The sequence below is a fragment of the Streptomyces sp. TLI_105 genome (assembly GCF_900105415.1).
Classification (GTDB): domain Bacteria; phylum Actinomycetota; class Actinomycetes; order Streptomycetales; family Streptomycetaceae; genus Streptomyces.
Window position 1 is genome coordinate 2369935 of record NZ_FNSM01000001.1, and the last position, 17953, is coordinate 2387887.

The 17953-nt window shown below is 72.7% G+C and carries 15 protein-coding genes; 4 read left to right on the forward strand and 11 right to left on the reverse strand.

Annotated features, from left to right (window positions below):
* Positions 1 to 96: 96 nt before the first annotated feature.
* The 4 genes from infB to rimP all read right to left on the reverse strand — a co-directional run bounded on the left by infB (position 97) and on the right by rimP (position 5191).
* The gene (infB, locus tag BLW86_RS10635; RefSeq protein WP_093873814.1) at positions 97 to 3189 is read right to left on the reverse strand and encodes a translation initiation factor IF-2; all 3093 of its coding nucleotides are present in this window, start codon (positions 3187 to 3189) and stop codon (positions 97 to 99) included.
* A 150-nt stretch (positions 3190 to 3339) separates the two neighbouring features.
* Positions 3340 to 3621 carry a YlxR family protein gene (locus BLW86_RS10640; protein WP_093873815.1) on the reverse strand — a complete coding sequence of 94 codons (282 nt, stop codon included), beginning with the start codon at positions 3619 to 3621 and terminating at the stop codon, positions 3340 to 3342.
* A 74-nt stretch (positions 3622 to 3695) separates the two neighbouring features.
* On the reverse strand, positions 3696 to 4691 hold the full coding sequence (nusA, locus tag BLW86_RS10645) for a transcription termination factor NusA (protein WP_093873816.1): 996 nt from the start codon (positions 4689 to 4691) through the stop codon (positions 3696 to 3698).
* Positions 4692 to 4693: 2 nt separating this feature from the next.
* Positions 4694 to 5191 (reverse strand): ribosome maturation factor RimP, encoded by a 498-nt coding sequence (rimP, locus tag BLW86_RS10650; protein ID WP_093873817.1) that lies wholly within the window; start codon positions 5189 to 5191, stop codon positions 4694 to 4696.
* 168 nt (positions 5192 to 5359) lie between these two features.
* On the opposite strand from rimP, the gene BLW86_RS10655 reads away from it, so the two are divergent.
* Genes BLW86_RS10655 through BLW86_RS10670 form a run of 4 tightly spaced genes read left to right on the forward strand, consistent with a single transcriptional unit; the run spans position 5360 to position 8341 of the window.
* Positions 5360 to 5965: a hypothetical protein gene (locus BLW86_RS10655; RefSeq protein WP_093873818.1), complete on the forward strand. Its 606-nt coding sequence runs from the start codon at positions 5360 to 5362 to the stop codon at positions 5963 to 5965.
* Positions 5962 to 6393: a DUF4439 domain-containing protein gene (locus BLW86_RS10660; RefSeq protein WP_093873819.1), complete on the forward strand. Its 432-nt coding sequence runs from the start codon at positions 5962 to 5964 to the stop codon at positions 6391 to 6393. The genes BLW86_RS10655 and BLW86_RS10660 overlap by 4 nt, the downstream gene beginning before the upstream one ends.
* A 49-nt stretch (positions 6394 to 6442) precedes the next feature.
* The gene (locus BLW86_RS10665; RefSeq protein ID WP_093873820.1) at positions 6443 to 7342 is read left to right on the forward strand and encodes an aminoglycoside phosphotransferase family protein; all 900 of its coding nucleotides are present in this window, start codon (positions 6443 to 6445) and stop codon (positions 7340 to 7342) included.
* A gap of 45 nt (positions 7343 to 7387) precedes the next feature.
* Positions 7388 to 8341 carry a slipin family protein gene (locus tag BLW86_RS10670; RefSeq protein WP_093878607.1) on the forward strand — a complete coding sequence of 318 codons (954 nt, stop codon included), beginning with the start codon at positions 7388 to 7390 and terminating at the stop codon, positions 8339 to 8341.
* A 430-nt stretch (positions 8342 to 8771) separates the two neighbouring features.
* On the opposite strand, the gene BLW86_RS10675 is transcribed toward BLW86_RS10670, so the two are convergent.
* The 7 genes from BLW86_RS10675 to aroA form a co-directional block, all read right to left on the reverse strand.
* A complete protein-coding gene (locus BLW86_RS10675) occupies positions 8772 to 10472 on the reverse strand; it encodes a proline--tRNA ligase (RefSeq protein WP_093873821.1) in 1701 nt (566 codons plus the stop codon).
* Positions 10473 to 10583: 111 nt separating this feature from the next.
* Positions 10584 to 11129, reverse strand: coding sequence for a GNAT family N-acetyltransferase (locus BLW86_RS10680; RefSeq protein WP_093873822.1), 546 nt, complete (start codon positions 11127 to 11129; stop codon positions 10584 to 10586).
* A 42-nt stretch (positions 11130 to 11171) separates the two neighbouring features.
* Complete coding sequence (locus tag BLW86_RS10685) at positions 11172 to 12017, reverse strand: GNAT family N-acetyltransferase (protein ID WP_093873823.1); 846 nt, start codon at positions 12015 to 12017, stop codon at positions 11172 to 11174.
* Between the two features lie 287 nt (positions 12018 to 12304).
* Positions 12305 to 13462, reverse strand: a complete 1158-nt coding sequence (gene ispG / locus BLW86_RS10690; RefSeq protein ID WP_093873824.1) for a flavodoxin-dependent (E)-4-hydroxy-3-methylbut-2-enyl-diphosphate synthase — start codon at positions 13460 to 13462, stop codon at positions 12305 to 12307.
* 103 nt (positions 13463 to 13565) lie between these two features.
* Positions 13566 to 14876, reverse strand: a complete 1311-nt coding sequence (locus BLW86_RS10695) for a M50 family metallopeptidase (protein ID WP_093873825.1) — start codon at positions 14874 to 14876, stop codon at positions 13566 to 13568.
* Positions 14873 to 16123, reverse strand: coding sequence for a 1-deoxy-D-xylulose-5-phosphate reductoisomerase (gene dxr / locus BLW86_RS10700; RefSeq protein ID WP_093873826.1), 1251 nt, complete (start codon positions 16121 to 16123; stop codon positions 14873 to 14875). Before dxr ends, BLW86_RS10695 begins: the two co-directional genes overlap by 4 nt.
* Positions 16124 to 16156: 33 nt before the next feature.
* The gene (gene aroA, locus BLW86_RS10705) at positions 16157 to 17392 is read right to left on the reverse strand and encodes a 3-phosphoshikimate 1-carboxyvinyltransferase (protein WP_093873827.1); all 1236 of its coding nucleotides are present in this window, start codon (positions 17390 to 17392) and stop codon (positions 16157 to 16159) included.
* Positions 17393 to 17953: the final 561 nt, after the last annotated feature.

Genomic DNA, 17953 nt, shown 5'->3' on the forward strand with positions numbered 1-17953 from the left:
GTCGCTTGGCAGGGACACCAGAACCGTACACGCAACGGCCGGGGCCGATCGACGGAAATATCTTCCGCCGACCGGCCCCGGACGCAGCCCTACGCGTTACGCGCGCGGCTTCTCGCGCATCTCGTACGTCGCGATGACGTCGTCGATCTTGATGTCGTTGAAGTTTCCGAGGTTGATACCGCCCTCGAAGCCTTCGCGGATCTCGGTGACGTCGTCCTTGAAGCGGCGCAGACCGTGGATCGTGAGGTCCTCGGCGATGACCTTGCCGTCGCGGACGAGGCGCGCCTTGGTGTTGCGCTTGACCTCGCCCGAGCGGATGAGGACACCGGCGATGTTGCCCAGCTTGGACGAGCGGAAGACCTCGCGGATCTCCGCCGTACCGAGCTCGACCTCTTCGTACTCCGGCTTGAGGAGGCCCTTGAGCGCCGCCTCGATCTCCTCGATCGCCTGGTAGATGACCGAGTAGTACCGGACGTCGACGCCCTCGCGCTCCGCCATCTGCGCGGCACGGCCGGCCGCACGGACGTTGTAGCCGATGACGATGGCGTCGGAGCCCATGGCCAGGTCGATGTCCGACTCGGTGACCGCACCCACACCGCGGTGCAGGACGCGGATGTCGACCTCTTCGCCGACGTCGAGCTGGAGCAGCGAGGCCTCGAGGGCCTCGACCGCACCGGACGCGTCGCCCTTGATGATGAGGTTGAGTTCCTGGACGAGACCGGCCTTGAGCACCTTGTCGAGGTCCTCGAGGGACACCCGGCGGACGCGCTTGGCGAAGGCGGCGTTGCGCTCACGCGCAGCGCGCTTCTCGGCGATCTGACGGGCCGTACGGTCCTCGTCGACGACCAGGAGGTTGTCGCCGGCACCCGGGACGTTGGTGAGACCCAGGACGAGGACGGGAGTCGACGGGGTCGCCTCCTCGACGTTGTTGCCCTTGTCGTCGAGCATCGCCCGGACGCGGCCGTACGCGTCGCCGACCACCACGGTGTCGCCGATGCGCAGCGTTCCGCGCTGGACCAGGACGGTCGAGACGGCACCGCGACCACGGTCGAGGTGCGACTCGATCGCAATGCCCTGCGCGTCCTGGTTCGGGTTGGCCCGCAGGTCGAGCGAGGCGTCGGCGGTGAGGATGACGGCCTCGAGCAGGGAGTCGATGTGCAGACCCTGCTTGGCGGAGATGTCGACGAACATCGTGTCGCCGCCGTACTCCTCGGCCACCAGACCGAACTCGGTCAGCTGACCGCGGACCTTGGTCGGGTCCGCGCCCTCGACGTCGATCTTGTTGACCGCGACGACGATCGGGACGCCGGCGGCCTTGGCGTGGTTGAGCGCCTCGATCGTCTGCGGCATGACGCCGTCGTTGGCCGCGACCACGAGGATCGCGATGTCGGTCGACTTCGCACCACGGGCACGCATGGCGGTGAACGCCTCGTGACCCGGGGTGTCGATGAAGGTGATGCGACGCTCTTCGCCGTTGACCTCGGTACCGACCTGGTAGGCACCGATGTGCTGGGTGATGCCACCGGCCTCGCCCGCGACGACGTTCGTCTTGCGGATCGCGTCGAGAAGTCGGGTCTTACCGTGGTCGACGTGACCCATGACGGTGACGACCGGCGGACGGGAGACCAGAGCCTCTTCGCCGCCCTCGTCCTCGCCGAACTCGATGTCGAAGGACTCGAGGAGCTCGCGGTCCTCCTCCTCCGGGGAGACGATCTGAACCTGGTAGTTCATCTCGTCGCCGAGCATCTGCAGCGTGTCGTCGGAGACGGACTGCGTCGCCGTGACCATCTCACCGAGGTTCATCATCACCGCGACGAGCGACGCCGGGTTGGCGCCGATCTTCTCGGCGAAGTCGGTGAGGGAGGCACCGCGCGACAGGCGAATGACCTCGCCGCCACCGCGGGGAAGCATCACGCCGCCCACGGACGGGGCCTGCATGGCCTCGTACTCCTGACGCCTCTGACGCTTCGACTTGCGACCACGACGCGCGGGACCGCCGGGGCGACCGAAGGCGCCCTGCGTGCCACCACGGCCACCCGGACCGCCGGGACGGCCACCGAAGCCACCGGGACGACCGCCGAAGCCGCCGCCACCGCCGCCGGGACCACCCGGACGACCGCCGCCGCCACCGGGACCACCGGGACGACCGGCGAAGCCGCCGCCGCCACCGCCGGGACCGGCCGGACGACCGGCGAAGCCGGGACGACCGCCGCCGCCACCGCCGGGACCACCCGGACGGCCGCCGGGGCCACCGGGACCACGGCCGCCAGGACCGGGACGCGGGCCGGCAGCGGGACGCTGCGGCATCATGCCCGGGTTCGGACGGTTACCGCCGGGCGCGCCGCCCGGACGGGGAGCCTGCGGACGAGGCATGCCACCGGGGGTGGGACGGCCACCGCCCTGACCCTGCGGACGCGGGGCGCCACCGGGGCCGCCCTGCGGACGCGGGGCGCCCGGAACGGCACCGGGGCCGCCGGGACGGGGAGCGCCGCCACCCGGACGGGGCGCCTGCGGGCGCGCCATTCCGGTGGAGCCACCCGAGGTGAAGGGGTTGTTGCCCGGACGGGGACCGGCCGGACGGGCACCGCCCGGACGGGGGGCCTGCTGGCCGCCGGGGCGCGGAGCGCCCTGGCCCTGCGGGCGGGGGGCACCCTGACCCGGGCGGGCGGGACGCTCGCCGGTGGGACGGGGACCCGGGGCGGCGCCACCGGGACGCGGACCGGCGGCGGGAGCCGACGGGGGCGCGGTGAACTCCGGGGCGGCCGGAGCCGGCGTGACCGGCTTGGGCGCGGGCTTCGGGCCCGGGCGGGGGCCCGAGGCGGCCGGAGCCGGAGAGGGGGTGCTGCTCGCGGGCGCGGCCGGAGTGACCGGCGCCGGCGCTGCGGGCGCGGCGGGGGCCGGCTTGGGGGCCGGGGCGCCGGGCTTCGGAGCAGCGGGACGGGCCGCGGCGGCCGGAGACGGCGCCGCGGGGGAGGGCGCCGCCTTGCGGGGCGCGCCGGGCTTGGCAGCGGTCTTGCCGGCGTTGCCGCCGGGACCCTGCAAAGCGTCAGTCAACTTGCGCACGACCGGCGCCTCGATCGTCGAGGACGCCGAACGGACGAATTCACCGAGTTCTTGGAGCTTGGCCATGACGACCTTGCTCTCCACACCGAACTCCTTGGCGAGTTCGTATACCCGGACCTTAGCCACTTTGCTCCTTTGTGAGGTCCGGTTACCGCCGGACCGTCGCTACTTCATGGGCGTACTCATCGCGTACTCATCGAGTGCTCATCGCAATCTCGACCTACTTCCAACTCGCGAGGTACCTGACCGCACGGTTCTCCGTGCCGTACTTCTTGTTCATTGCGGTGCCGCCTGCTCGACGTGGTGGCGGAGCGCCGCGGTGTCGAGCGGTCCCGGGACCTTGAGGGCCCTCGGGAAAGCTCGGCGGCGGACCGCCAGGTCGAGACAGACCACGGCGGGGTGCAGGTACGCACCCCGGCCGGGCAGCGTACCGCGATGATCAGGAACGCACTCGTCCTTGTTCACCACGATCCGCAGCAGATCGCTCTTGGCCGCTCGCTCCCGGCATCCCACACAGGTTCGCTCAGGGCACGCGCGGGCATGCGTCCGGCCAGACACTATTAAGTCTACCTCCCCGCACCGACCCCACCCGTTCGGGGCAAGAATCGAACAGTCGTTGTCCAAAAACGGTCTCAGCCCTGCGGCTCGGCCGGCTCCGTGTCCGGACGGATGTCGATCCGCCAGCCGGTGAGGCGAGCGGCGAGGCGGGCGTTCTGGCCCTCCTTGCCGATGGCCAGCGACAGCTGGTAGTCCGGCACCGTCACCCGGGCCGAGCGGGCGGCCAGGTCCACGACCTCGACCTTGGAGACCCGCGCCGGGGACAGCGCGTTCGCCACCATCTCGGCCGGGTCGTCCGACCAGTCGACGATGTCGATCTTCTCGCCGAGCAGCTCCGCCATCACGTTGCGGACGCGGCTGCCCATCGGGCCGATGCAGGCGCCCTTGGGGTTCAGGCCCGAACGGGTGGAACGGACGGCGATCTTGGTGCGGTGACCGGCCTCACGGGCGATGGCCGCGATCTCGACCGAGCCGTCGGCGATCTCCGGCACCTCCAGGGCGAAGAGCTTCTTCACCAGGTTGGGGTGCGTGCGCGAAAGGGTGACGGACGGACCGCGGACACCCTTCGCCACCCGGACGACGTACGTGCGCAGCCGAAGCCCGTGCGTGTAGTCCTCGCCGGGCACCTGCTCCTGCACCGGAAGGATGGCCTCCAGCTTGTCGTCCAGCCGGACGAGGACGTTCTTCGGGTCCTTGCCCTGCTGCACCACACCGGCGACGACATCGCCCTCGCGGCGCGCGTACTCGCCGAAGGTCACGTCGTTCTCGGCGTCCCGCAGCCGCTGCTGGATGACCTGGCGGGCGGTGCTCGCCGCGATCCGGCCGAAGTCCGACGGGGTGTCGTCGAAGTCCTTGGGCTCCTGGCCCTCCTCCAGGTCGGAGGGGTCCTCCTTCGCCCACACCGTCACGTGACCGGTGGCCCGGTTCAGCTCCACACGCGCGTGGCGGCGGGCGTCCGGGGTCCGGTGGTACGCGATGAGGAGGGCCGACTCGATCGCCTCGACCAGCATCTCGAAGGAGATGTCCTTCTCCTGGGCCAAGCCCTTCAGAAGCTTCACGTCGATGTCCACGGCTACGCCTCCTCTTCCTTCTTGTCCTTGCGGTTGAACTCGATCTCGACACGCGCCTTGACGATGTCGGCGAACGCGACCCGGCGGGCGGTGGGCTTGCGCCCCTTCACGCCCGGCACCTCCATGTCGAGGCCGTCCTCGTCCACCGCGAGGATGCGCGCGACCAGGTCCCCGCCCTCGGCGAGCTGGAGCTTCGCCAGGCGGCCGGTGGCGCGCACGTAGTGGCGGTGCTCGGTGAGGGGGCGCTCGGCGCCGGGGGAGCTGACCTCGAGGACGTACTCGCCCTCGCCCATCGCGTCGGTCTCGTCGAGCTTCTCGGAGATCTCGCGGCTCAGCTCGGCGCAGACGTCCAGCTCCACGCCCTCGTCCGAGTCGACGACGATCCGCAGCAGCCCGCGGCGGCCGGCCCGGGACACCTCGATCTCTTCCAGATCCAGGTCCTTCGCGGCGACGAGCGGCTCCACGAGTCCGCGCAGCCTGTCGCTCTGGGTGGTGCTCATCCGGGTGACTCCTCGGCCGCGTGTGCTGTTGTGGGTTCGTCGCGTGTCAGACCAAAGGGTATCCGGTCCGGGAGGGTGTTGCCGTCCATCGCCCCGGGGCCCGCGGGTACGCTCGCCTGCGGTGATCTCGACGATCTTCGACGACGGACGGCAGCCGAGGGAGAAGGCGTGACGACGACGGGCAGGCGCGCACTCCTCGTGGCGGGTGCGGCGGCGGGCGTGACCGCCCTCGCGAGCTGCACTTCCCCTCCCGCCGGGCAGGCCCGGCGGCCGGGCGCCGCCGAGCTGGAGGCCGAACGGGTGGCGCGCGCCGAGGCGGCCCTGCGGCTGCGGTCGGTGACCGCCGCGCGCGGCCTGCTGGAACGTTACGACGCGACGCTCGCCGCCCACCCCTCCCTGGCCCCCCGGCTGACCCCGCTGCGGAGCGCGGTGGCGGCCCACGCGAAGGCCCTCGGCGAGGGCGGCACGACGGTGGAACCCGCCACGGCGACGACCTCCGCGGGCCCCTCCCCGACGGCCTCCACCTCTCCGTCCGCCCCCTCTTCGTCCTCCGTTTCGGCCTCCGGGAGGCCCACGGCCCCCGCCGCACCCGTTCGGGTGGCGGCCGACCCCCGGGCCGCCCTCCGGGAACTCGCCGCCGCCGAGCGCGGCGCCTCCGACGGCCACACGGCCGCACTGCTCATCGCCCCGCCCGAGTACGCCCGGCTGCTCGCCTCCGTCGCGGCGGCCGGCGCCGCCCACGCCTACCTGCTGACCGAGGGAGCACGGGCATGAGCGCCCTCGACGCGACCCAGGCCGCGCTGGCCGCCGAGCACGCCGCGGTGTACGGGTACGGGGTCGTCGGCGGCCGGATCGGCGCCGAGCGGCGGACCGAGGCCACCGCCGCGTACGAGGCGCACCGGGCGCGGCGGGACGCGCTGCGCCGGGCCGTGCGGGACCTCGGTGGGACGCCGGTGGCGGCGGAGGCCGCGTACGAGCTGCCCTTCCGGGTCGCGGCCCCGGCCGACGCGGTGCGGCTCGCGGCGGTCCTGGAGGACCGGGTGGCCGGCGTGTACTCCGACCTCGTCCGGGCCACCGGGGACCGGGCGCGCGCGGAGGCGGCCGCCGCGCTCCGGGAGGCCGCGGTACGCGCCGTCCGCTGGCGCGGCAGCGACGTAACCTTTCCTGGGCTTGCCGAGCGGGCAGGGCCTGTCCGGTCCTGATCCGCCGGACAGGCCCTAGTCCCGCCCCGACCGAAGGAACAACGTACGCATGGGTTTCGAACCGCCGCAGCGACTGGCCAGGACGCTCGGTGAGACGTACGGGGACGCCGCGGCGGCCGAGTGGCTCGGGGAGCTTCCGGAGCTCGCCGGCCGGGCGCTCGACCGGGCGTCCCTGGACACCGAGCGGGTGATGGCCCCCGGCGGACGGAGCAGCCTGGTCGTGCTCGTCCGGCGCTCCGACGGCTCCCCCGCCGCGCTCAAGATCGCGCCGCCGTTCACCCGTCCGGACCTGGAGCGGGACGCGCTGGCGCACTGGAACGGCTGGGGCGCGGTCCAGCTCCTCGACGAGGCCGGGGAGGGCTCGCTCGTCCTCGAACGGCTCCACCCCGAGGTCTCGCTGCGCTCCCTGCCGGAGGCGAAGGCGCTCCTGGAGGCGGCCGGCACCGTGCGCAAGCTCTGGGTGGAGCCGCCGGCGGGGCACGGTTTCGGGACGGTGGCGGAGCGGACGGCCCGGCAGGCGGAGGCGATGGAGCCGTACCGCGCGGACCCGGCGACCGCGGAACTGACCGCGGCGGCGCTCGCGGCCCGCGAGGAGCTGGTCGGGGGCGACCCGGAGGCGGTGCTGCTGCACGGGAACTTCCGGCAGGGCAAGGTCCTCGCCGGCGACCGGACGCCCTGGCTGGCCGTCGGCCCCGAGCCGCTGGTCGGCGAGCGGGCCTACGACCTCGCCCGGCTCGTACGGGACCGGGTCGAGGACCTGGTGGCCGCCTCCTCGGGGGCCTCGGCGGCCCGGCGGCGGGTCAACAAGCTGGCGGACTCCCTGGACCTGGACCGGGAGCGGCTGCGCGGCTGGAGCCTGTTCCGCGCGGTGGAGTCGGGGACGCGGGCGCTGACGGCGGGGCGGCGGCAGGACGCCGAGCTGCTCCTCGAGTTCGCGAGCTGGCTCTAGGGGAATACCCTTTTTGTACTGTTCGGCTCGATCCAGGGGGCCGTGATGATCCAAGAGCTGCTGGTGGCGGCGGCCGGCGCGGCCGCGGCGGTCGCGGTGTACGCGGGCGCGGCGGCGCGCGTGGTCAAGCAGTACGAGCGCGGCGTCGTCTTCCGCTTCGGTCGGCTGCGCGACGACATCCGCTCCCCCGGCTTCACGATGATCGTTCCGCTCGTGGACCGCCTGCACAAGGTGAACATGCAGATCGTCACCATGCCCGTGCCCGCGCAGGAGGGCATCACCCGCGACAACGTGACGGTACGGGTCGACGCGGTCGTCTACTTCAAGGTCGTCGACGCGGCCGACGCGCTGGTCCGCGTCGAGGACTACAAGTTCGCGGTCTCCCAGATGGCGCAGACCTCGCTCCGGTCCATCATCGGCAAGAGCGACCTCGACGACCTGCTGTCCAACCGGGAGAAGCTCAACCAGGGCCTTGAACTCATGCTCGACAGCCCGGCGATGGGCTGGGGCGTCGCCATCGACCGCGTCGAGATCAAGGACGTCTCCCTGCCCGAGACGATGAAACGCTCCATGGCCCGGCAGGCGGAGGCGGACCGGGAACGACGGGCGCGCGTGATCAACGCGGACGCGGAACTCCAGGCCTCGAAGAAGCTGGCCGAGGCGGCGGGCGTGATGTCCGACCAGCCGGCGGCGCTGCAGCTGCGGCTGCTGCAGACGGTGATGGCGGTGTCCGCGGAGAAGAACTCCACGCTGGTCCTGCCGATTCCGGTGGAACTGCTGCGGTTCCTGGAGCGGGCCACGCCGGGCACCGCTTCGGAGACGGAGCAGGCGCCGTCGCCCATGCCGTCGCCGTCGTCGGCGCCGCCGCTGTCGCCGATGCCGCCGCCGGTGCCGCCGCTGAGCGAGGCGTACCTGAGGGGGCGGGCGGCGGCGGAGGAGGCGGTCGAGGACCTGACGGGCTCCTCGGTGGAACCCACCCACAGAGAACCCGACACCTGACGACCCCGTCGCGGGCGCGCCCGCCGGGCCGGTGCCCACCCCGTGGCGGGCAGGCGTTCCGCCGGGGCGGCGCCCACCCGCCCCCCGTTGCGGGCGCCCGCCGGGGCGGTGCCCACCCCCGCACCCCCCGTTGTGGGCAATCGTTCCGCTGGGGCGGAACGGGTGGGCACAACGGAACGGCGCCCGTTGCCGACGCCAGAGGCTCCCGCGCCCTGACCCGCACCGGAACGTGCGCCGCACAACGTGGTGCGGGTCCAGGCGCGGAACGCGGAGGCGCCGCTGAAGGGCGCCGTCCCGTGTGCCCACCCGTCCCGCCCCAGCGGGACGATTGCCCACACGGGGCGGGGGTGGGAGGCACCGCCCCGCGGGCGCGCGGGCCCCGTGCCGGGGGGCGGGCGGCTGCCCTTGCGGGGAGCCGTCCCGCTGGGGGTCAGGACGTGAGGCGCGTGAGGGCCTCGGCGACCGTCAGTTCTTCACGGTCGCCCGTGCGGCGGTCCTTGAGCTCGACCACGCCCTCGCCCGCGCGCCGCCCCGCCACCAGGATCTTCGGGACGCCCATGAGCTCCGCGTCGGTGAACTTGACGCCCGGGGAGACGCCCGCGCGGTCGTCGACGAGGACGCGCAGACCGGCGGCGGCCAGCTTGTCGGAGACCTCCAGGGCCAGCTCGGTCTGGAGCGCCTTGCCGGCGGCGACGACGTGGACGTCGGCGGGGGCGACCTCGGAGGGCCAGCACAGGCCCTTCTCGTCGGCGGTCTGCTCGGCGAGGGCCGCGACCGCGCGGGAGACGCCGATGCCGTACGAGCCCATGGTCACGCGGACCGGCTTGCCGTTCTGGCCGAGTACGTCGAGCTTGAGGGCGTCGGCGTACTTGCGGCCCAGCTGGAAGATGTGGCCGATCTCGATGGCGCGGTCCAGCTTGAGGCCGGTGCCGCACTTGGGGCACGGGTCGCCTTCCTCGACGACGACGACGTCGAGGTACTCGGAGACCTCGAAGTCACGGCCCGCGACGACGTTCTTCGCGTGCGTGCCCTCCTTGTTGGCGCCGGTGATCCAGGCGGTGCCGGGGGCGACGCGGGGGTCGGCGACGTACGTGACCTTGTCGAGGCCCTGCGGGCCCACGTAGCCCCGTACGAGGTCCGCGCGCTCCGCGAAGTCCGTCTCCGTCACCATCTCGACCGCGGCGGGGGCGAAGTGCTCCTCGACCTTGCCCATGTCGACCTCGCGGTCGCCGGGCACGCCCACGGCGACGATCTCGCCGTCGACCTTCACGAGGAGGTTCTTGAGGGTGGCGGAGGCCGGGACGCCGAGGTGGGCGGCGAGGGTCTCGATGGTGGGGGTGTCGGGGGTGGGGATCTCCTCGGCGGCCGGGACGGCGGAGCCGTCGACGGGCCGCAGCTCGTAGGAGACGGCCTCGGTGTTGGCGGCGAAGTCGCAGTTCGGGCAGTCGGCGAAGGTGTCCTCGCCGGCCTCGGCGGGCGCGAGGAACTCCTCGGACTTCGAGCCGCCCATGGCGCCGGCGGTGGCGGCGACGATGCGGTAGTCGAGGCCGAGGCGCTCGAAGACGCGCTGGTAGGCCTGGCGGTGCAGGGCGTAGGACTGCGTGAGGCCCTCGTCCTCGGTGTCGAAGGAGTAGGAGTCCTTCATGAGGAACTCGCGGCCGCGCAGGATGCCGGCGCGGGGGCGGGCCTCGTCGCGGAACTTGCTCTGGATCTGGTACAGGATGACCGGCAGGTCCTTGTAGGACGAGCACTGGTCCTTGACCAGGAGGGTGAAGATCTCCTCGTGGGTGGGGCCGAGGAGGTAGTCGCCGCCCTTGCGGTCCTGGAGGCGGAAGAGCTCGGCGCCGTACTCGTCCCAGCGGCCGGTGGCCTCGTAGGGCTCGCGGGGCAGCAGCGCGGGCAGGGAGACCTCCTGGGCGCCGATGGCGTCCATCTCCTCGCGGACGATGCGCTCGACGTTGGAGAGGACCTTCTTGCCCAGGGGCAGCCAGCTCCAGATGCCGGCGGCGGTGCGGCGGACGTAGCCGGCGCGGACGAGGAGCTTGTGGCTGAGGACCTCGGCGTCCGCCGGGTCGTCGCGCAGCGTCTTCGCCATCAACTGGGACATGCGCTGGACCGGTGCGTTGGCCATGGTTCTCGTACTCCTGTGCCGGGACAAGGGGGTCCCCCCTGCCCGAGCGGAGCCGAGAGCTTGGGGGCGTGATGGCCCCGAGGTTAGCCGGGCCGCCCCTGGCAGGTGAAATCAGTTCCGGCGCTTGAGCGGCAGCGGGGCGCCCATGACGGCGTACGGGCGGGGGGCGCTCGGGAAGTGGACCTGGCGGGCGAGGTCGACGTAGCCGAGGGCCCGGTAGAGGCCGCGGGCGGGGCTTTCGGTGTCGATCGCGGAGAGGATGGAGCGCGGTTCGGCGGCGGTGTCGGTGATGCTGGTGATCAGCTCGCGGCCGACGCCCCGGCCCTGGAAGTCGGGGTGGACGTGGAGTTCGGTGATGACGAAGGAGTCCTCGAGCCAGTCGGCGGTGCCGGTGGCCCGCAGGTACGTCTCGACGACGGTGGACCACCAGTGGGTGCGGTCGTTGGGCATCCCGTACACGAAGCCGACGAGCCGTCCGTCGGGGGTGGTGGCCCCGTAGGCGCGGGCGCCGGGGCAGAGGAGGTGGCGCAGCACGATGTGGCGGCGCACGGCGACCTCGCCCGCGTCCAGGCCGAAGGCGACGGCCTGCACGGCGAGGGCCTCGTCCACCCGGGCGGCGAGATTGACCGGACCGATCTCGATCTCTGCGTCATCCATGCGGCGCACCCTACAAGTGCCCGCCCGTCTCGGGACAGCGCGTCAGAACAGGACGCTCATGAAGGCGCCGGTCTCGCGGAAGCCGACGCGGCGGTACGCGGCCCTCGCCGGGGTGTTGTAGTCGTTGACGTACAGGCTGGCGACGGGGGCGACGTCGGCCAGGGCGTACTGGAGGACGGCGGCCATGCCCGTCTCGGAGAGGCCCTTGCCGCGGTGTTCGGGGGCGACCCAGACGCCCTGGATCTGGCAGGCGTGGCGGGTGGCGGCGCCGATCTCGGCCTTGAAGACGACCTTGCCGTCCTCGATGCGGGCGAAGGAACGGCCGGAGCCGACCAGTTCGGCGACGCGGGCCTGGTAGAGCAGTCCGCCGTCGTTGGCGAGCGGGGAGATGCCGACCTCCTCGGTGAACATGGCCACGCAGGCGGGCATGATCACCTCCATCTCGTCCTTGCGGACGCGGCGGACCAGCGGATCGGGCACGACCGTGGCGGAGGGCTCCTCGGCGATCATCAGCGGCTGGCGGGCCCTGACGTCCCTGGCGGGGCCCCAGCTGGGCTCCAGGAGCCGCCACAGTTCGCCGGCGGCCTCGGCGGGGCCGACGATCGAGGAGCAGCGGCGGCCGATCCTGCGGGCCCGGTCGGCGAAGGCGCGGACGGCCTGGGGGGTGGCGCAGATGGGGACCAGGTTGGCGCCGGAGTAGCAGAGCGAGCGCAGTCTGCCCTCGGTGTACCAGCCCCACATCTCGCCGCCGAGGCGCCAGGGATCGAGCCCGGCGACCTGGACGCGGGCGGTCACGAAGGCGTTCTCGACGGGGGCGCTCTCCAGGACGGCGAGGGCGGCGCCGAGGTCGGCGGGTTCGAGGACCCGAGTGGTGGTCTCTGTCAGCACGAGGGGGCCTCACGGGACGGATCTGCTGGTCTCCGCACTGTACCCCCGTGCCCCTTTTTTGGGCTCGGTTCACCTTCGGGGCACTGGAGCCGGGCTCACCGGCTCACAGGGCCGACCGTGCCCGTCTCCCTCGTACCTCGGGAGGCTCCGTGCGTTCGGCCCTGTTCCCCCGCGTGCCCCTCCGGCTCACTCGGCGGTCCTGGAGGCGGCCGCCTCCGCAAGCGCGAAGCCCCTCCACCGGGTGGGGTGGAGGGGCTTCGCGTGGGTGCCGGGAAGGGGGCCGAGGGTCAGCCGGCGATGGCGACCGTCGGCTCGCCGCTGGCGATGCCGTCCTTCTCCATCTGCTCGGCGATCTTGAGGGCCTCTTCGATGAGGGTCTCGACGATCTTCGACTCGGGGACGGTCTTGATGACCTCGCCCTTGACGAAGATCTGGCCCTTGCCGTTGCCGGAGGCGACGCCGAGGTCGGCCTCGCGGGCCTCGCCGGGGCCGTTGACGACGCAGCCCATGACGGCGACGCGCAGCGGGACGGTCATGCCGTCGAGGCCGGCGGTGACCTCCTCGGCGAGCTTGTAGACGTCGACCTGGGCGCGGCCGCAGGACGGGCAGGAGACGATCTCCAGGCGGCGCTGGCGCAGGTTGAGCGACTCCAGGATCTGGATGCCGACCTTGATCTCCTCGGCCGGCGGCGCGGAGAGCGAGACGCGGATGGTGTCGCCGATGCCCTGGGAGAGCAGGGCGCCGAAGGCGACGGCCGACTTGATGGTGCCCTGGAAGGCCGGGCCCGCCTCGGTGACGCCGAGGTGCAGCGGGTAGTCGCACTGGGCGGCGAGCTGGCGGTAGGCCTCGACCATGACGACCGGGTCGTTGTGCTTGACCGAGATCTTGATGTCGCGGAAGTCGTGCTCCTCGAAGAGGGAGGCCTCCCAGAGGGCGGACTCGACGAGCGCCTCGGGGGTGGCCTTGCCGTACTTCTTCAGGAGGCGGGCGTCGAGCGAGCCGGCGTTGACGCCGATGCGGATCGGGGTGCCCGCGTCGTTCGCCGCCTTGGCGATCTCCTTGACCTTGTCGTCGAACTGCTTGATGTTGCCCGGGTTGACGCGGACGGCGGCGCAGCCCGCGTCGATCGCGGCGAAGACGTACTTCGGCTGGAAGTGGATGTCGGCGATGACCGGGATGGAGGACTTCCGGGCGATCGTGGCGAGCGCGTCGGCGTCGTCCTGGGTGGGGCAGGCCACGCGGACGATCTGGCAGCCGGAGGCGGTCAGCTCGGCGATCTGCTGGAGCGTGGCGCCGATGTCGGAGGTGCGGGTCGTCGTCATCGACTGGACGGAGACGGGCGCGTCACCGCCGACGGCCACGCTGCCGACCTGGATCTGGCGGCTCTTGCGCCGCTCGGCGAGCCGGGTCGGAACGGTCGGGATACCGAGAGAAATCGCGGTCATCTGAAGTGCAACCTCAAGGTTGTGCGTCGGCGGGCTCAGGGTTCCGAGGTTACCGCCCCGGGGGCGGGGGGCCGGACACCACCGGGTGCGGCCCCCCTGGGTGCTACGTCAGTTTCACCGGATTGACGATGTCGGCGGCGAGGACGAGCAGCGTGAAGCAGACGAAGACGCCGGCCACCACGTAGGCGGCGGGCATCAGCTTGGCCACGTCGAACGGGCCGGGGTCGGGGCGCTTGAAGATCCGGGCCGCGTGACGGCGGACGGACTCCCACAGGGCGCCCGCGATGTGACCGCCGTCGAGCGGCAGCAGCGGGAGCATGTTGAACAGGAACAGCGAGACGTTGAAGTACACGAGCAGGTTCATGAACATGACGAGGATCGTCGTCGGCGGGGCCTCGACGGTCATCAGCTCGCCGGTGATGCGGGCCGCGCCGAGGACACCGACGGGCGAGTCCTCGGCGCGCTTGCCGTCCCCGAAGGTGGCGTCCCAGAGGCCGGGGATCTTGCCCGGGAGGGCGATGACCGAGTGGACGCCGTTCTCCAGGAGGTCGGTCATCCGCTCGGTGGTCTCGCCGAAGCTGAGCGGCGCGACCACCGACTTCGGCTGGAAGCCGAGGTAGCCGGCCTTGACGTACTGGACGGGCCGGACGACGTTGCCGTGGGAGTCCTTCTTCTCGACCTCGTTGGTGACCAGGGTCGGGTGGAGGTCGATCCGCTGCCCGTCCCGCTCGACGGTGAGGGTGGCCGGGCCGATGGTGGCGGCGCGGATGCTGTCGGAGAGGGCGTCCCAGTCGTTCACCGCCTTCCCGTTCAGGGCGAGGATCTTGTCCCCGTCCTTGAGGCCGGCCGCGAACGCCGGGGAGACGGGGTCCCCCGCCGCGCACTTCTGGCGCTTCTCGCTGAGCTTGAGGACGCACTTCTGGACGCCCGCGACCTCGGTCGTCGGCCCCTGGACGCCCAGCGTCATCATCGAGCCGAAGAACAGCACCGCCGCCAGGACCAGGTTCATGAAAGGTCCGGCGAACATCACGATCACGCGCTTCCACGGCTTGCGCGTGTAGAACAGCCGGGTCTCGTCGCCCGGCTGGATCTCCTCGTACGAGGCCTCGCGGGCGTCCTCGATCATGGAGCGCCAGGGCGAGGTGGAGCGGGCCTCGATCCTGCCGTCCGCGCCCGGCGGGAACATGCCGATCATGCGGATGTAGCCGCCCGCCGGGATGGCCTTGATGCCGTACTCGGTCTCGCCGCGCTTCCTCGACCAGATCGTGGGGCCGAAGCCGACCATGTACTGCGGCACGCGGATGCCGAAGAGCTTGGCCGTGGAGAGGTGGCCGAGCTCGTGCCACGCGATGGAGACGAGGAGGCCGAGGGCGAACAGCACGATGCCCAGGGCGTACAGGAGCATTTCGGTCATGCGCGGGCCTCCGCTGTTGCCTTCGCTGCGAGTTCTCGGGCCCGGGCCCGTGCCCAGGTCTCCGCTTCGAGGACGTCCGACACGGTCAGCGAGGTTCCCCGGGCGGGGGTGCCGTGCTCCGTGACGACCGCAGTGACCGTATCCATGATGCCGTTGAACGGCAGCCGTCCGGCGAGAAACGCCTCGACGCACTCCTCGTTCGCGGCGTTGAAGACGGCGGGGGCGGTGCCGCCCAGCTCGCCCACGTGCCGGGCCAGGCCGACGGACGGGAAGGCCTCGGTGTCGAGCGGGAAGAACTCCCAGGTGGAGGCCTTGGTCCAGTCGAAGGCGGGGGCCGCGTCCGGGACCCGCTCGGGCCAGCCGATGCCGATGGCGATCGGGCCGCGCATGTCCGGCGGGGTGGCCTGGGCGAGCGTGGAGCCGTCCGTGAACTCGACCATGGAGTGGACGTACGACTGCGGGTGGACGACGACCTCGATGCGGTCGAAGGGGATGTCGTAGAGCAGGTGGGCCTCGATGACCTCCAGGCCCTTGTTCACCAGGGTCGCGCTGTTGACCGTGATCACCGGACCCATGGCCCAGGTCGGGTGGGCCAGCGCGTCCTCCCGGGTCACATGGGCCAGCTGCTCGCGCGTACGGCCGCGGAAGGGGCCGCCGGAGGCCGTGACGACCAGCTTGCGGACGTCGGCGCGGGTGCCGGCGGCGAGCGCCTGGAAGAGGGCCGCGTGCTCGGAGTCGACCGGGATGATCTGGCCCGGCTTGGCGAGCGCCTTCACCAGGGGGCCGCCGACGATCAGCGACTCCTTGTTGGCGAGGGCGAGGGTGCGGCCCGCTTCGAGGGCGGCGAGGGTCGGCGCGAGGCCGATGGAGCCGGTGATGCCGTTGAGGACGGTGTGGCACGGCGACGCGGCCAGCCGGGTCGCCGCGTCCGGGCCCGCCAGGAGCTCGGGCAGGGGCTCGGAGCCGTACAGCGCCTTCAGCGCCTCCCGCAGCTCGGGCAGCGCCTCCTCACGGGCCACGGCGACCGCGGCGACCCGGAGCCGGTGCGCCTGCTCGGCGAGCAGCCCGATCCGGCCGCCGGAGGCGGCCAGGGCGGTGACCCGGAAACGGTCGGGGTTGCGCAGCACCAGATCGATGGCCTGCGTGCCGATGGACCCGGTCGAGCCGAGGACGACGATGTCCCGGCGTCCTTCGGAGACGTCGAAGGCGATGTGCGGGTCGGCAAGAGGAGAGGGGCGGTCGCTCATGCCCCCATTCTTGCCGCAAAGACCGTGCGGCCTTCACGGGGTGCGTACGAATGCCTCGAAGGCCCGGTGGAAGTCGGGGAAGGTCTTCTTCACGCAGCCGGGGTCGTCGAAGGTGATCCCGGGGGTGCGCAGCGCGGTGACCGCGAAGGACATGACGATCCGGTGGTCGCCGTGGGTGGCGATCTCGACGGGCCCGGCGGGGGTCCCTGGCTGGATCTCGATCCAGTCGGGGCCGGTGGTGACGGTGACGCCGAGGCGGCGGAGGTTCTCGGCGCAGGCGTCGAGCCGGTCGCACTCCTTGACCCGGGTGTTGGCGACGTCCTCGATGCGGACGGGCCCGTCGGCGAACGGCGCGATCGCGGCGAGGGTCGGCATCGTGTCCGAGATGTCCCGCATGTTGACGGTGAGGCCGCGCAGGGCGCCGGTGGAGCGGACGGTGGTGGCGGTGTCGGTGACCTCGACGTCGGCGCCCATGCGGCGCAGCACGTCGACGAAGGCCAGATCACCCTGGAGGGCGCCGGTCCCGAGACCGGGGACGGTGACGGAACGGCCCGGCTGGAGGGCGGCCGCGGCGAAGAAGTAGCTGGCGGTGGAGGCGTCGGGCTCGATGCCGTACGTCCGCGCGCGGTAGCCGGTGGGGGCGACCCGGTAGGTGCGGCCTTCCTGCCGGACCTCGGCCCCGAAGGCCCGCATCATCGCCAGGGTGATCTCGACGTACGGCTCCGAGACCAGGTCGGTGACGGTGATGTCGAGGCCCTCGGCCGTGAGCGGGCCCAGCATGAGCAGGGCGGTCAGGTACTGGGAGGACTGCCCGGCGTCGAGGGTGAGCGCGCCGCCCTTCACGCCGGCGGCGTGGACGCTGAGGGGGTGGTGGCCCTCCCTGTCGCCGTGCCGCAGATCGACACCCAGGGTGCGCAACGCGGTCGTCAGGGGGGCGAGGGGTCGTCGTCGCATCTGCGCGGAGGCGTCGAAGCGGTACGTGCCGTGGCCCGCGGCCGCGAGGGTCGGCAGGAAGCGGGCGGTCGTGGCGCCGTCCCGGCAGTACACGTCGGCCTCTCCCGCGCCCGGCCCGGCGGGACGGCCCTCGATGTGCCAGGCGTCCGGCTCGCGGCGGACGCCGTAGCCGAGGGCGGCGAGGCCCTCGGCGAAGCCCTCGGTGTCGTCGGAGACGAGCGGGCGCAGGAGGGTGGTGGTGCCCTCCGCGGCGGCGGCGAGGAAGAGCGCGCGGGCGGTGACGGACTTGGAGCCGGGGATGTCGATGACGGTCACGGGGCCATCCTGCCGTGAGCTGCGGCGCGGGGGCGGGACGGTCCGCCACGTGGACCCTGCGGGGCGCCTCGCGCGTCTGGTGCGGGCGTGCCCGTGGGGCGGTGCCTCCGCCCGTGTGGACGCGCGTCCGCCGGGCGGTGCCCACCCGCCGTGGGGGCGCGCACCTGCCGGGCCGTGCCCCCGCCCACCCGCCGTGTGGGCCGCGCCCGGCGGGGCGGTGCCCTTCCCGCCGCCCCCGCCCGTGTGGGCAATCGTCCCGCTGGGGCGGGACGGGTGGGCACACGGGACGGCGCCCTGAGCGGCGCCTCCGCGTTCCGCGCCTGGACCCGCACCACGTGTGCGGCGTATCTGTCGGTGCGGGTTCAGGCGCGGGAGCCTAGGCCCGGCAAGGGGCGCCGTCCGTTGTGCCCACCCGTTCCGCCCCAGCGGAACGATTGCCCACAACGGGGGGCGGCGGGGCACCGCTCCGGCGGGCGCAGCCCGCAAGGGGCGTGGGGGTGGGCACCGCCCCGGCGGAACGGCTGCCCACAACGGGAGCACCGCCCCGGCGGAACGGCTGCT

Bases quoted from the DNA above. Each gene is read 5' to 3' on its own strand.
- rimP (WP_093873817.1), bottom strand. From the start codon at position 5,191: ATGAGCACCACCCAGAGCGACAGGCTGCGCGGACTCGTGGAGCCGCTC.
- BLW86_RS10660 (WP_093873819.1), top strand. From the start codon at position 5,962: ATGAGCGCCCTCGACGCGACCCAGGCCGCGCTGGCCGCCGAGCACGCC.
- BLW86_RS10665 (WP_093873820.1), top strand. From the start codon at position 6,443: ATGGGTTTCGAACCGCCGCAGCGACTGGCCAGGACGCTCGGTGAGACG.
- BLW86_RS10670 (WP_093878607.1), top strand. From the start codon at position 7,388: ATGATCCAAGAGCTGCTGGTGGCGGCGGCCGGCGCGGCCGCGGCGGTC.
- BLW86_RS10675 (WP_093873821.1), bottom strand. From the start codon at position 10,472: ATGGCCAACGCACCGGTCCAGCGCATGTCCCAGTTGATGGCGAAGACG.
- BLW86_RS10680 (WP_093873822.1), bottom strand. From the start codon at position 11,129: ATGGATGACGCAGAGATCGAGATCGGTCCGGTCAATCTCGCCGCCCGG.
- ispG (WP_093873824.1), bottom strand. From the start codon at position 13,462: ATGACCGCGATTTCTCTCGGTATCCCGACCGTTCCGACCCGGCTCGCC.
- BLW86_RS10695 (WP_093873825.1), bottom strand. From the start codon at position 14,876: ATGACCGAAATGCTCCTGTACGCCCTGGGCATCGTGCTGTTCGCCCTC.
- dxr (WP_093873826.1), bottom strand. From the start codon at position 16,123: ATGAGCGACCGCCCCTCTCCTCTTGCCGACCCGCACATCGCCTTCGAC.